The sequence below is a fragment of the Saccharopolyspora sp. ID03-671 genome, from assembly GCF_045278815.1.
GTDB classification, from domain to species: domain Bacteria; phylum Actinomycetota; class Actinomycetes; order Mycobacteriales; family Pseudonocardiaceae; genus Saccharopolyspora; species Saccharopolyspora ipomoeae.
Genome location: NZ_CP134054.1, coordinates 5112876 through 5126219 on the forward strand (window position 1 = coordinate 5112876; position 13344 = coordinate 5126219).

Genomic DNA, 13344 nt, shown 5'->3' on the forward strand with positions numbered 1-13344 from the left:
GCCGCAACGCTGGGCAGCAGACCAGGAGGCCGGGTGCGAACCCGGCCTGCCGGGCGCGGGTGTCCCGCGAGAACACCGAGGAGGCAGGTTGATCCGGCTCAGCCTCGCTGACATCGCTTCGGCGGTGGACGGCAGGCTTCACCGTGCGGAAGGTTCGGAGATCGTCAGCGCCGGGGTCGAGTTCGACTCGCGCAAGATCACCGAGGGCGGGCTGTTCGTGGCCGTGCCGGGAGAGCGCGTCGACGGGCACGACTTCGCCGCGCAGGCGATCACCGACGGCGCGACCGGCGTGCTCGCCGCGCGCGAGGTGGACGCCCCCGCAGTGCTGGTGCCCACGGCACCGGTCGAGGAGCGCTCCGGCGCGATGGCGCTGGCGGGTGACACCGACGGCACCGGAGCGGCGGTGCTCAACGGGCTGGCGAAGCTGGCCCGCCACGTCGTGGACCGGCTCCCGCAGCTGGCCGTCGTGGGCGTCACCGGCTCGTCCGGCAAGACGTCCACCAAGGACCTGATCGCGCAGCTGCTGGCCCCGATGGGGCCGACGGTGGCGCCGCCCGGTTCGTTCAACAACGAGCTGGGCCACCCGTGGACCGTGCTGCGCGCCGACGAGAGCACCCGGCACCTGGTGCTGGAGCTGTCGGCTCGCGGCGTCGGGCACATCGCCGCGCTCTGCGAGGTCGCGCCGCCGAGCATCGGCGTGGTGCTCAACGTCGGTCACGCGCACCTCGGCGAGTTCGGCTCGCAGGAGGCGGTCGCGCAGGCCAAGGGCGAGCTCGTCGAGTCGCTGCCCGAGGACGGCGTCGCCGTGCTCAACGCCGACGACCCGCTGGTTGCGGCGATGGCCGAGCGCACCCGGGCGCGCGTGGTGCTCGTCGGCGAGTCCCCGAACGCGCACGTGCGCGCGGAGGACATCGACGTCGACGAGCTCGCGCGGCCCACGTTCACGCTGGTCACCGCGGCCGGCAAGGAGCGGGTGACGCTGCCGCTGTTCGGCGAGCACCACGTGGGCAACGCGCTGTCGGCCGCGGCCGTCGCGCTGGAGCTCGGCGCGACGCTGCCGCAGGTCGCCGAGCGCCTCGGCGCGGTCGAGCGCGTCTCGGCCCGCCGCATGGAGGTCGCCGAGACCCCGGGCGGCGTCACCGTCGTCAACGACGCCTACAACGCCAACCCCGAGTCGGTGCGCGCCGCGCTGAAGACGCTGGCCGCGATGACCCGGGGGCGCTCCGCGCGGGCGTGGGCCGTGCTCGGGCCGATGGCCGAGCTCGGCGACGCCGACGTGGAGGCGCACGACGAGATCGGGCGGCTCGCCGTCCGCTTGAACATCGACCGGCTCGTGGTGGTCGGCGAACAGGCCCAGGCGATGCACCAGGCCGCATCGCTGGAGGGGTCGTGGGGAGAGGAATCGGTGCTGGTTCCGGACATCGACGCGGCCGTCGCGCTGCTGCGCGCCGAGCTGCGTCCCGGTGATGTGGTCTTGACCAAGGCGTCCAACTCCGCCGGTCTGTGGCGGGTCGCGGAAGCCTTGTTCGCCGATGGCGGTAATGGAGAGCAGCAGCAGTGAAGCCGATTCTGATTTCCGCCGCGGTGGCGCTGGTGGTCTCGATCCTGTTCACGCCGTACCTGATCCGGGTGTTCTCCCGGCAGGGCTTCGGGCAGGAGATCCGCGAAGAGGTGCAGGGCACCCACGCCGCCAAGCGCGGCACGCCGACGATGGGCGGCATGGCCATCCTGGTCGCGATGTGGTGCGGCTACCTGGTGACGCACCTGGTGATGGGCGATCAGCCCACGGCCACCGGGCTTCTGGTGCTGGGGCTGACCACGGCGCTGGGCATCGTCGGGTTCCTCGACGACTTCATCAAGATCCGCAAGCAGCGCAACCTCGGTCTGAACAAGACCGCGAAGCTGGTCGGCCAGCTGGTGGCCTCGGTGCTGTTCGCGATCCTGGCGATCCAGTTCCCGAACCGCAACGGCGTCACGCCGGCGTCGGTGGACCTGTCGTTCCTGCGGGACATCACGGTGATCTCGTTCGGCGCGGTCGGGTTCGTGATCTTCGCCTACATCGCGATCAGCGGCTGGTCCAACGCCGTGAACTTCACCGACGGCATGGACGGCCTGGCCGGTGGCACCGCGGCGATGGTGCTGGCGACCTACGTGCTGATCTCGTTCTGGCAGCTGCGCAACGACTGCTTCGGCGCCGGTCCGGCCCCGGGCTGCTACACGGTCCGCGACCCGCTGGACATCGCGGTGGTCGCCGCGGCGGCGATGGCCGCCTGCGTCGGGTTCCTGTGGTGGAACGCGGCACCGGCGAAGATCTTCATGGGTGACACCGGCTCGCTGGCGCTGGGCGGTCTGCTGGCCGGCCTGTCGATGGCGACCCGCACCGAACTGCTGATGATCATCATCGGCGGCGTGTTCGTCGTCGAGGCGCTGTCGGTGGTGCTGCAGATCGTGGTGTTCCGGACGACCCGGCGACGGCTGTTCCGGATGGCCCCGTTCCACCACCACTTCGAGCTGGCGGGCTGGGCCGAGACCACGGTCATCATCCGGTTCTGGGTGCTCGCGGGCATCAGCTGCATGTTCGGCGTCGGACTGTTCTACGCCGACTGGCTGGCACTGGCCCGGTAATTTCGGACGTGACGGAGAACGAGCAGGGAGGCGGGGCCGTGAGCCGGTACCGAGGGAAGCGGGTGCTGGTCGCCGGTGCCGGGGTGTCCGGGCGGTCGGCGGCGGAGGCGCTGCTGGCGGCGGGCGCGGAGGTGACGGTGACCGACGGTTCCGCCGATCGGCTCGCCGCCCTCGCCTCCCTGGAATCCCAGGGCGCGCGGCTGGTTCCGGGCCTCGACGCCCCGCAGGAGGGCACCGACCTGGTGGTCACCAGCCCCGGCTGGCGGCCCACCGCGCCGCTGCTGTCGGCCGCCGCCGACGCCGGGGTCGAGGTGATCGGCGAGGTCGAGCTCGCCTGGTGGCTCGACCAGGAGAAGCCCGAAGGGCCCTCGACCTGGCTCGCGGTCACCGGCACCAACGGCAAGACCACCACCGTGAGCATGCTGGAGTCGATCCTGCGCGCCGCCGGTGAAGACGTCGTGGCCTGCGGGAACGTCGGACTGCCGGTGGTGGACGCGGTCCGCGCCGGCAACCGGGTGCTGGCCGTGGAGCTCTCCAGCTTCCAGCTGCACTGGCAGTCCGCGCTGCGCCCGAAGGCCGCCGCGGTGCTCAACCTCGCCGACGACCACCTCGACTGGCACGGCTCGCTGGAGTCCTACGGCGAGGCGAAGGCGAAGGTGTTCGCGGGCAACGAGGTCGCGGTGTTCAACGCCGACGACACCTGGTCCGCCCGGCTCGTCGCCGCTGCCGAGGGGCGGCACGTGTCGTTCACCCTCGACGCCCCCGCCGAGGGGCAGCTCGGCGTCGCCGAGGACCGGCTGGTGGACCGCGCTTTCGGTCCCGGAGCCGTCGGCACCGACGTCGTGCTCGCCCAGCTCTCCGAGGTCCGCCCGGCGGGTCCGCACAACGTCGCCAACGCGCTGGCCGCGGCCTCGCTGGCCCGCGCGCACGGCGTCGCGCCCGAAGCCGTGGCCGAGGGGCTGCGCACCTTCGAACCCGGCGCGCACCGCTCGGTGGTCGTCGCCGAGAGCGCCGGGGTGTCCTACGTGGACGATTCCAAGGCGACCAACCCGCACGCCGCCGACGCCGCCCTGCGCGCCCACGACTCGGTCGTCTGGATCGCGGGCGGCCTGCTCAAGGGCGCCGACGTCGACGAGCTCGTCCGCGCCAACGCCGGCCGCCTCGCCTCGGTGGTGCTCATCGGCCGCGACCGCGCCGAGTTCTCCGCCGCTCTCGGCCGACACGCCCCCGATGTGCCCGTGGACGAGGTCGCAGCGGGGGACGATGCGGGCATGCTCGAAGCGGTTCGCCTCGCTCATGACCACGCGCGGCCCGGTTCGGCGGTCCTGCTCGCCCCCGCCGCCGCGTCCATGGACATGTTCACCGACTACGCCCACCGCGGTCGCGCCTTCGCCGACGCGGTGCGCGCGGTGCTGTCCGGAACCCCGGCGACGACCCGCGGCGGGTGATCGGGTGGCCACCGCCGCGACGAAGACCGCTGCCGACCGAGAGCCCCGCAAGCGCGCCGGGGTGACCGTGCTGTCCACGCTGACGGCCTGGCTGACCCGCCCGCTGGCCTCGTTCCACCTGCTGCTGGCCGTCTTCGGCCTGCTCACGGTGTTCGGCCTGGTCATGGTGCTCTCGGCGTCCAGCGTCGACTCGTTCAACAAGGACGGCTCGTCCTACAGCGTGTTCGTCAAGCAGGTCATGTACTGCGGCGCCGGACTCGTGCTGTTCTACATCGCGCTGCGCGTGCCGGTGCGGCTGCTGCGCCGCTACAGCCTCGGGCTGCTCGCCTTCTGCCTCGGCCTGCTGGCGCTCGTGCTGATCCCCGGCGTGGGCACCGAGCTCAACGGCGCCCGCAGCTGGTTCGTCGTCGGCGGCGTGTCCTTCCAGCCCGTCGAGTTCGCCAAGGTCGCCTTCGCGCTGTGGGGCGCGCACGTGCTGGTCACCAAGCGCGGCCTGATGACCCAGTACCGGCACCTGCTGGTGCCCGTGGTGCCCGCCGCGCTGCTGATGTTCACCCTCGTGATGCTGCAGCCCGACCTCGGCTCCACGATCACGCTGTTCGTGGTGCTGCTCGCGCTGCTGTGGTTCGCGGGCGCGCCGCTGCGGCTGTTCGGGATGATGGCGCTGGGCGCGCTCACCGGCGGCATCATGCTGGCGATGATCGCCGAGTACCGGATGGCGCGGCTGACGTCGTTCCTCGACCCGGCCTCGGACCCGTCCGGCAACGGTTACCAGGCCATGCAGGCGCTGTTCGCGCTCGCCGACGGCGGGCTGATGGGACGCGGTCTCGGCCAGGGCTGGTCGAAGTGGCAGTACCTGCCCAACGTGCACAACGACTACATCTTCGCGGTCATCGGCGAGGAGCTCGGGTTCATCGGCTGCGCCGTGGTGCTCATGCTCTACGCCACCACCGCCTACGTCGGCATGCGCATCGCGTTCCGCAACACCGACCCGTTCATCCGGCTCGTCGCGGCGACCCTGACGACCTGGCTCATCGGCCAGGCCGTGATCAACATCGGCTACGTGGTCGGCCTGCTGCCCACCACCGGACTGCCGCTGCCGCTGATCTCCTCCGGCGGGTCCTCGGTGGTCACCAGCATGCTCGTGTTCGGCCTGCTCGCGAACTTCGCCCGGCACGAGCCCGAAGCCATCGCCGCGCTACGGTCTCTGGGACCGGGGCGGGTCGGCAGGCTGCTGCGATTGCCCACCCCGGCGCCCTACCGTCCGCCGGCGAGGCGGAAGACTTCCCGGCCCGTTCCCAAGACCCGGCCCGGTGCCAAGAGCGCGGGCGCGTCCGGAACGCGCCGGAGCGGAGCACAACCCCGCGCACGAGGTGCGCGCAGCGGGCCCGGATCGCGGGCTCAGACACGAGGAGGACACCGTTGAGCGGGGACCAGACGGTCCGCATCCAGCACCTGGGTGCGCCGCAGGGCGCTGCGATGGGCACGCGCCGGCTGTCGGTGGTGGTCGCGGGAGGCGGCACCGCGGGGCACATCGAACCGGCCCTGGCGCTGGCCGACGCGGTACGACGCGTCCGCCCCGACGCGCAGATCACCGCGCTGGGCACCGAACGCGGCCTGGAGAACCGGCTGGTCCCGGCCCGGGGCTACCCGCTGGAGCTGATCCCGCCGGTGCCCATGCCCCGCAAGCCCAACGCCGACCTGCTCAAGCTGCCGCTGAAGGTCCGCGAGTCCGTCCACCAGACCCGCGACGTGCTCGACAAGGTCGGGGCGCACGTGGTCGTCGGCTTCGGCGGCTACGTCTCGCTGCCCGCCTACCTCGCGGCCCGCGGCCGGGTGCCGATCGTGGTGCACGAGGCCAACGCGCGCGCGGGCCTGGCCAACAAGGTCGGCGCCAAGCTCGCCGCCCGAGTCCTGTCCGCCACCCCGGACAGCGGACTGCCCGGCGCCCAGACCATCGGCATCCCGCTGCGCGAGTCGATCACCCGCCTGGACCGCTGGAAGCTGCGGATGCAGGCGCGCCAGCACTTCGGGCTGCACCCGCACGCCCCGACGATCCTGGTCTTCGGCGGATCGCAGGGCGCGCAGACCCTCAACACCGCCTTCTCCGGCGCCGCGCAGGCCCTCGGCCGCGCGGGCATCGGCGTGCTGCACGCGCACGGGCCGAAGAACAGCGTCGCCATCCAGCAGGTCATGGGCGCCCCGATCTACCGGACCGTGCCCTACCTGGAGCAGATGGACCTCGCCTACGCCGCCGCCGACCTGGTCGTGTGCCGCTCCGGCGCGATGACCGTCGCCGAGGTCTCCGCCATCGGCCTGCCCGCGGTGTTCGTGCCGCTGCCGCACGGCAACGGCGAGCAGGCGCTCAACGCCCAGCCCGTCGTCAGCAACGGCGGCGCCCGGCTCATCGCCGACGGCGAGCTCACCCCGCAGCGCGTCATCGACGAGATCATCCCGATGGCGCTGGACCCGCAGCGGCTGCAGATGATGAGCCAGGCGACCATGGGCAGCGGTCACCGCGAGGCCGACCAGGTGCTCGCCCGCATCGTGATGGAGGTGGCGGGTCAATGACCGCCGACATGGACCGACTGCTGGAGCGGGTCCACCTCGTGGGCATCGGCGGCGCCGGGATGAGCGGCATCGCCCGCATCCTGCTCGCCCGGGGGCGCCAGGTCTCCGGCTCCGACGCCCGCGACTCCCGGACCGTCATGGCGCTGCGCGCCCAGGGCGCCGGCATCGGGATCGGGCACCACGCAGAGAACCTCGACCTGCTCGAACAGGAACCGACCTCCGTGGTGGTCTCCACCGCGATCCGGCAGGACAACCCCGAGCTCGTCGCCGCCCAGGACCGCGGCATCACCGTGCTGCGCCGGGCCGAGGCGCTGGCCGGGCTGATGGCCGACCACCGCGTCGCCTGCGTCGCCGGAACCCACGGCAAGACCTCGACGACGTCGATGCTCACCGTCGCGCTGCAGCACTGCCGGATGGACCCGTCTTTCGCCATCGGCGGCGACCTCAACGAATCCGGCGCCAACGCGCACCACGGCGACGGCGGCATCTTCGTCGCCGAGGCCGACGAGAGCGACGGGTCGTTCCTGTCCTTCGCGCCGTCGGTGGCCGTGGTGACCAACGTCGAACCCGACCACCTCGACCACCACGGCACCGCCGAGGCCTACACGAAGGTCTTCGAGGACTTCATCGGCCGCATCGAACCCGGCGGCGTGCTCATCGTGTGCTCCGACGACCCGGGTGCCGAAACCCTCGCCGGGAAGGCCGAATCCGCCGGTCTGCGGGTCCGCCGCTACGGCTCCGGCGTCGGCGCCGACGGCGACGCGCGGCTGACCGGTTACCGCGCCGAGCACGGCGTCGGCGTCGTGTCCGTCGAGCTGGTGGGCGTGGCCCCCGAGACGATCGACGTGCGGGTCGCGGTCCCCGGCGAGCACATGGCGGGCAACGCCGTCGCCGCGCTGCTGGCCGGTCTGGAACTCGGCGCCCCGATCGAGGGCATGCTGGAGGGCCTCGCCGCTTTCGGCGGCGTGCGGCGCCGTTTCGAGTTCAAGGGCCGCGTCAACGGCATCCGCGTCTACGACGACTACGCCCACCACCCGACCGAGGTGGCCGCGCAGCTGCGCGCCGCCCGCCCGGTCGCCGGTGCCGGCCGGGTCGTCGTGGTGTTCCAGCCGCACCTGTTCTCCCGCACCGCGACGTTCGCGGCCGAGTTCGCCGAGGCCCTGGGCCTGGCCGACGAGGTCGTCGTGCTCGACGTCTACGGCGCCCGCGAGGACCCGCAGCCGGGCGTGACCGGCAAGCTCATCTCCGACGCCATCCCGCTGCCGGGCGAGCACGTGCACTTCGAGCCGTCGTTCACCGACGCGGGACCGCGCGTCGCGGGCCTCGTGCGGCCCGGTGACCTGGTGCTGACGATGGGCGCAGGTGACGTGACCATGCTCGGCCCCGAGATCCTCGGCGAACTCGACCGGGCCGCCGGTTCCGGCGGCAACGGCAACGGGGAGGAGCAGGGGTGACCGAGCGGAGCGCGGCGGAGCGAGCGCGGCGCCGCCCGGTGCGCCGGAGCGCGCCGCCCGCTCCGGCCTGGCGGCGCTTCCTGCTGCCGGGCGTGCTGGCGGTGGCGACCGTCGGGTTCCTCGTCGTCTACTTCTCGCCGCTGCTGGGCGTGCGCTCGGTGCAGGTCGAGGGCAACCAGGGCCTGGACTCCGAGAAGGTGCTGCAGGCCGCGGAGGTCACCGAGGGCACGCCGATGCTGCGGGTGGATCCGGAGAAGATCCGCGAGAACCTGCGCGCGCTGCCGAAGATCGCCGACTCGCAGACGGTGCTGGACTGGCCGTCCACGGTCCGCATCCAGGTCACCGAGCGGGTCCCGGCGGCCTACTTCCGCGCCACCGACGGCGTCCGGCTGCTCGACGTGGCCGGGGTGCCGTTCGAGACCGTCGCCGCCCCGCCTCCGGGGGTCCCGGAGCTGCGCGCGCCGAAGGCCGCCGCCGACGACCCCACCACCCGCGCCGCCCTGTCGGTGCTGGTCGCGCTGCCGGTCCCGGTGCGCGCGCGGAGGTCCGCGCGGTGGTCGCGGAGGGCCCGGACGACCTGAAGCTGGAGCTCACCGAGGGGCGCAGCGTCGACTGGGGCCCGCTGAAGGAGACCGCGCGCAAGGCGCAGATCCTGCCGCCGCTGCTGACCCGCCCCGGCAAGGTCTACGACGTTACGACGCCCGCGCTGCCCACGGTGGCCTGAACGGCCGTCAGCGAACGGCACCGGATCAAGATCGTTCCGCTCGCGCTACCGTGTGCAGCGTGTTCAGGGTGAGTGGTGAAGCGCCGGAGGCGGTCTTCTCCGGAGGTGCCGGTGCGGCGGAGCGAACCCGCCGCTTACGACCCGTGCCCCCTCCTCCGCCGCCCGCGCCCCGGGCGCCCGCGGTCGACCTCGCCGAGGCGGAGGAGTTCCTGCGGCTGTTCCACGCCGAGAACCGCGTCGACGCCCCGGTCCAGCAGCGGCTCGCGCGGATGCGCTACGAGGTCGACACGACCGGCACCTACCGGCACACCCCCGACGAGCTGGCCTACGGCGCGAAGGTGGCCTGGCGCAACAGCGCTCGCTGCATCGGCCGGTTGTACTGGCGCAGCCTCAAGGTCCGGGACCTGCGCGACGTGCACACCGTCTCCGGTGTGGCCGCGCACTGCGTCGAGCACCTGCGGATGGCCACGAACGGCGGCAAGATCCGCCCGGTGATCAGCGTCTTCCCGCCGGAGACCCCGCAGCGCCCGGCGCCGCGGATCTGGAACGAGCAGCTCATCCGCTACGCCGGCTACCGCAACTCCGACGGATCGGTGCTCGGCGACCCCCGCTACACCCGCTTCACCGAGGCCGTCACCGGCTTCGGCTGGCGGCCCCCGGCCGCGCGCAGCGGTTTCGACGCGCTGCCGCTGGTGGTGGAGACCCGCGAGGAGGGCGCGCACATGTTCGCGCTGCCCCCGGACGCGGTGCACGAGGTGCCGATCACGCACCCGGAGCTGCCGTGGTTCGCCGAGCTCGGACTGCGCTGGCACGGCGTCCCGGTGATCAGCAACATGCGGTTGCGCATCGGCGGCATCTCGTACCCGGCAGCCCCGTTCAACGGCTGGTACATGGGAACCGAGATCGGCGCCCGCAACTTCGGCGACACCGACCGCTACAACCTGGTCCCGGTGGTGGCCGAGCGGCTCGGTCTGGACACCTCGCGGGAGGACACCCTCTGGCGCGACCGCGCGGTGGTCGAGCTCAACCGCGCCGTCCTGCACTCCTACCACCAGGCGGGCGTGACGATCACCGACCACCACACGGAGTCCCACCGCTTCCTCACGCACCTGGCCAAGGAGGAGTCGGCGGGCCGCAAGTGCCCGGTCGACTGGTCCTGGATCGTCCCCCCGATGTCGGGCTCCCAAACCCCGGTCTTCCACCGCTACTACGACGAGGAAGCCCCGGGCCCGAACTACTACGGCGACGAAGACGCCACCCAAAGAGCCCTCACCGGAGGCCCACCCGCCTTCGCCTGACCCGCACCTCGTCGCGGCGTCGGCCCCCATGCCGTCGGCATCGGCGTTCCGGATCTCGAGGTGCGCACCAGGGGACAGTTTTAGCCATAATCACCCGTGATCAATGTCCCTTTTGTCCGGTCAATTATGGCTAAAACTGTCCGCGGCCCGGCAGGGCTCCCACTCGGAGAGCGGATTGACGACGTGATCGCGGCCACCTAGCGTGCCTGGTAATCGTTTGCTGGGCTGCTGGGGGTGGTCGAGTGACCGGATCGGTGGGGCGTCGGACGTTCTTAGGAGGCATGGCCGCGGCGGCGGCCGGGCCCGCGCTGGTGAGCTGCGCGCCGAAACCCCGCGAGCTGAGCCTGTGGAACTTCTACGGTCCCGGCGGCCAGCAGAAGTCGCAGAGCGACTGGTTCGTGCGGCTCGCCGAGGAGTGGAACGACACCCACGACATCAAGGTCCGGCTGCGCTACGTCCCGAACAAGGACTACAAGTCCGGCCCCACCCTGCAGACGTCGTTCAGCGCCGGAGCCGGACCGGACGTGTTCCTGCTGAGCCCCGGCGATTTCCTGCGCTACTACAACGGCGGAGCGCTCGCCGACCTCACCCCGCACCTGGATCCGGCGGTGCGCGCGGACTTCCTGCCGCAGGTATTGGAGACCCGGCTCGTCGACGACCGGATCTACGGGCTGCCGATGGAGATCGAACCGCTGGCGCTGTTCTACAGCGAGAAGATCTTCGAGCAGGAAGGCCTCTCCGAGGGGGACCTGCCGCGCACCTGGGACCAGCTGCTGGACGTGTCCCAGCGCCTGACGAACCGGGACCGCTTCGGCCTGCTCCTGGAGACCAACCCCGGGTACTACCAGAACTTCACCTTCTACCAGTCCATGTGGATGGCCGGCGGAGAAGTCTTCAGCCCCGACCACCGCAGTTCCGCCTTCGACGGCCCGGAAGTCCACCGGGCGCTGAAGTTCTGGCAGGACACAGTCGCTCTCGGCGCCGCACCTCGCCGGGTGCGCGGGACCGGCGGCAACGACTCGATCTCCAACATCGCCGACGGCTACTGCGCCATGCAGCACCTCGGCATCTGGGGCATCGCCGAGATCGCCGAGCAGGCACCGGATTTCCGCTACGGCGTCCTGCCCATGCCCACCCCGCCGGGCGGCACCTACACGACCGCGCTGGGCAGCTGGGCGATGGTCGCCAACGCGATGAGCGAGAACGCCGACGCCGCAGCGGAGTTCGTGGTCTGGGCGCTGGGATCGGCCGATCCGTCGTGCATCGAGCGGATGCGCCGCTGGAACACCGTCGCCAAGACCAACATCCCGCCACGCCACTCCGTGCAGCGCGCGGCGGAGGAGCGCGGGGCCTTCGACGACGGCCCGATGCGCGTCTTCGCCGACGAGGTGATGGCGCAGGCCCGCCCGGAACCCCGGTACCCGCCGGAGGTCTACCGCGCGGTCTCCGACGCGCTGCAGTCCTGCCACCTCGGCGGCGGTGACCCGGCCGACGCGGCCGGAGCGGCCGCCGAGCAGATCGACACGTTCCTGTCCACCTACGACGGAGCGCAGATCAATTGAGCCGCACGAGATCCGACGCCCCCGCCGCAGCCGCGTTCCTGGCCCCGGACGCGCTGGGCCTGCTGCTGTTCATCGCCCTGCCCGCGCTGCTGGCGCTGCTCGTCGGCTTCTTCCAGGTCGACGGCTTCGGCAACATCGAGTGGGCGGGCCTGGAGAACTTCCGCCTGATGACCGGGGACGGGCTGCTGTGGAAGAGCTTCGGCATCACGATCGGCTACGCGGTGCTGTTCGTGCCGCTGGCGTTCTTCGCCGGACTCGGCCTGGCACTGCTCGTCTCGGACCACTTCCCGGGTGTGGCGGTGGTGCGGGCGGCGCTGTTCCTGCCCAACGCCGTGAGCCTGGTGGTGATCGGCCTGCTGTGGCAGTTCCTGCTCACCGACAAGACCGGCGCGGTGGCGAAGCTGACCGGTCTCGACGAGGTGTCCTGGCTCGGCGATCCGACGCTGGCGCTGCTCACGCTGGTGCTGATCAGCGTGTGGTTCCTGATGGGCTACCAGATGCTCATCTTCTTGGGCGGTCTGCAGGACATCCCGCGCGAGTACTACGACGCGGCCACTGTGGACGGTGGTGGGCCGTGGCAGCGGTTCCGCCACGTCACCTGGCCGATGCTGCGGCCGACGAGCTTCTTCGTGCTGGTCACCTCGCTGATCAACGCGGTGACCGGGCTGCAGGTCTTCGACCTGGTCTACGTGCTGACCTCCGGCGGCCCGGCCAACTCCACCACCACGGTCGTGTACTACGCCTACCAGCAGGCGTTCCTGTTCGGCCGCTTCGGTTACGCCTCGGCGATCTGCGCGCTGCTGGTCGTGGCGCTGGGCGCGATCACCGGAGTCCTGTTCGCGCTGACCAGGGGAGGGCGGTTCGATGCCTAGAGCCCGGGTGCTCGCCGCGTACCTGATCGCCTTCGGCACGGTCGCGCCGCTGCTGTGGTTCCTGCTCAGCGCTTTCCGGCCGGAATCGGAGCTCTACAGCCTCGGCTGGCCGCACGAGCTCACCCTGGCCAACGTCGCCTACGTGCTCACCGAGGTGCCGTTCCTGCGCTACCTCGCCAACAGCGCGTTCGTCGCGATCACGGTCACCGTCATCGCCCTGTTCCTGCACTCGATGGCGGCCTACGCGCTGGCCCGCCTGTCGTTCCGGGGTCGCGGCATCGCGTTCGCCTCGGTGGTGGCGACGCTGCTGATCTCGCTGCCGGTGATCCTGGTGCCGCTGTTCATGGTCGTGCGCGCGCTGGGGCTGGTCGACACCTACGCGGGACTGATCGTGCCGGGCCTGTTCAACGCCTTCGGCGTCTTCCTGCTGCGGCAGTTCTACCTGGGCATCCCCCGGGAGTTGGAGGACGCGGCCCAGCTGGACGGCTGCGGCCACTGGCGCATCTACTGGCACGTGGTGCTGCCGCTGAGCCGACCGATGCTGGCGGCCCTGGCAGTGTTGTTCTTCCTGGCCAACTGGAACTCGTTCCTCTGGCCGCTCGCCGTGGCCCAGGACGAGTCGCTGCGCGTCGTCCAGGTCGGCATCGCGTCGCTGCAGGGCCAGTACGCCTCGAAGATGCACTACGTCATCGCCGCCGGCGCCCTCGCCGCCCTCCCGACGGTCCTCGTCTTCCTCCTCGGCCAGCGCTGGCTCATCCAATCCCTCAAGACCACCGGCCTGCGCTGAGGC

At 71.7% G+C, this 13344-nt stretch carries 12 protein-coding genes; all 12 read left to right on the forward strand.

What is annotated here, in order from left to right:
* The first annotated feature begins 88 nt into the window (after positions 1–88).
* Positions 89–1561, forward strand: a complete 1473-nt coding sequence (gene murF, locus REH65_RS23710; RefSeq protein ID WP_406689133.1) for a UDP-N-acetylmuramoyl-tripeptide--D-alanyl-D-alanine ligase — start codon at positions 89–91, stop codon at positions 1559–1561.
* Positions 1558–2625: a phospho-N-acetylmuramoyl-pentapeptide-transferase gene (gene mraY, locus REH65_RS23715; protein ID WP_281454736.1), complete on the forward strand. Its 1068-nt coding sequence runs from the start codon at positions 1558–1560 to the stop codon at positions 2623–2625. The genes murF and mraY overlap by 4 nt, the downstream gene beginning before the upstream one ends.
* Before the next feature lie 38 nt (positions 2626–2663).
* Complete coding sequence (gene murD, locus REH65_RS23720; RefSeq protein WP_406689134.1) at positions 2664–4073, forward strand: UDP-N-acetylmuramoyl-L-alanine--D-glutamate ligase; 1410 nt, start codon at positions 2664–2666, stop codon at positions 4071–4073.
* 4 nt (positions 4074–4077) lie between these two features.
* Positions 4078–5499, forward strand: coding sequence for a putative lipid II flippase FtsW (gene ftsW / locus REH65_RS23725; protein ID WP_406689135.1), 1422 nt, complete (start codon positions 4078–4080; stop codon positions 5497–5499).
* 53 nt (positions 5500–5552) lie between these two features.
* Entirely contained in the window at positions 5553–6644 is a 1092-nt protein-coding gene (gene murG, locus REH65_RS23730) for an undecaprenyldiphospho-muramoylpentapeptide beta-N-acetylglucosaminyltransferase (RefSeq protein WP_406693227.1), read from the forward strand.
* Positions 6641–8098 (forward strand): UDP-N-acetylmuramate--L-alanine ligase, encoded by a 1458-nt coding sequence (gene murC, locus REH65_RS23735; protein ID WP_406689136.1) that lies wholly within the window; start codon positions 6641–6643, stop codon positions 8096–8098. Before murG ends, murC begins: the two co-directional genes overlap by 4 nt.
* Positions 8095–8679 carry a cell division protein FtsQ/DivIB gene (locus REH65_RS23740; protein WP_406689137.1) on the forward strand — a complete coding sequence of 195 codons (585 nt, stop codon included), beginning with the start codon at positions 8095–8097 and terminating at the stop codon, positions 8677–8679. The genes murC and REH65_RS23740 overlap by 4 nt, the downstream gene beginning before the upstream one ends.
* A complete protein-coding gene (locus REH65_RS23745; protein WP_406689138.1) occupies positions 8652–8822 on the forward strand; it encodes a hypothetical protein in 171 nt (56 codons plus the stop codon). Before REH65_RS23740 ends, REH65_RS23745 begins: the two co-directional genes overlap by 28 nt.
* 143 nt (positions 8823–8965) lie before the next feature.
* Positions 8966–10120, forward strand: a complete 1155-nt coding sequence (locus REH65_RS23750; RefSeq protein ID WP_406689139.1) for a nitric oxide synthase oxygenase — start codon at positions 8966–8968, stop codon at positions 10118–10120.
* 281 nt (positions 10121–10401) lie between these two features.
* Positions 10402–11682 carry an ABC transporter substrate-binding protein gene (locus REH65_RS23755; RefSeq protein WP_406689140.1) on the forward strand — a complete coding sequence of 427 codons (1281 nt, stop codon included), beginning with the start codon at positions 10402–10404 and terminating at the stop codon, positions 11680–11682.
* Positions 11679–12554, forward strand: coding sequence for a carbohydrate ABC transporter permease (locus tag REH65_RS23760; protein ID WP_406689141.1), 876 nt, complete (start codon positions 11679–11681; stop codon positions 12552–12554). Before REH65_RS23755 ends, REH65_RS23760 begins: the two co-directional genes overlap by 4 nt.
* Positions 12547–13341, forward strand: a complete 795-nt coding sequence (locus REH65_RS23765; protein WP_406689142.1) for a carbohydrate ABC transporter permease — start codon at positions 12547–12549, stop codon at positions 13339–13341. Before REH65_RS23760 ends, REH65_RS23765 begins: the two co-directional genes overlap by 8 nt.
* Positions 13342–13344 lie beyond the last annotated feature (3 nt).

Bases quoted from the DNA above. Each gene is read 5' to 3' on its own strand.
- REH65_RS23765 (WP_406689142.1), top strand. From the start codon at position 12,547: ATGCCTAGAGCCCGGGTGCTCGCCGCGTACCTGATCGCCTTCGGCACG.
- REH65_RS23755 (WP_406689140.1), top strand. From the start codon at position 10,402: ATGGCCGCGGCGGCGGCCGGGCCCGCGCTGGTGAGCTGCGCGCCGAAA.
- murC (WP_406689136.1), top strand. From the start codon at position 6,641: ATGACCGCCGACATGGACCGACTGCTGGAGCGGGTCCACCTCGTGGGC.
- murG (WP_406693227.1), top strand. From the start codon at position 5,553: ATGGGCACGCGCCGGCTGTCGGTGGTGGTCGCGGGAGGCGGCACCGCG.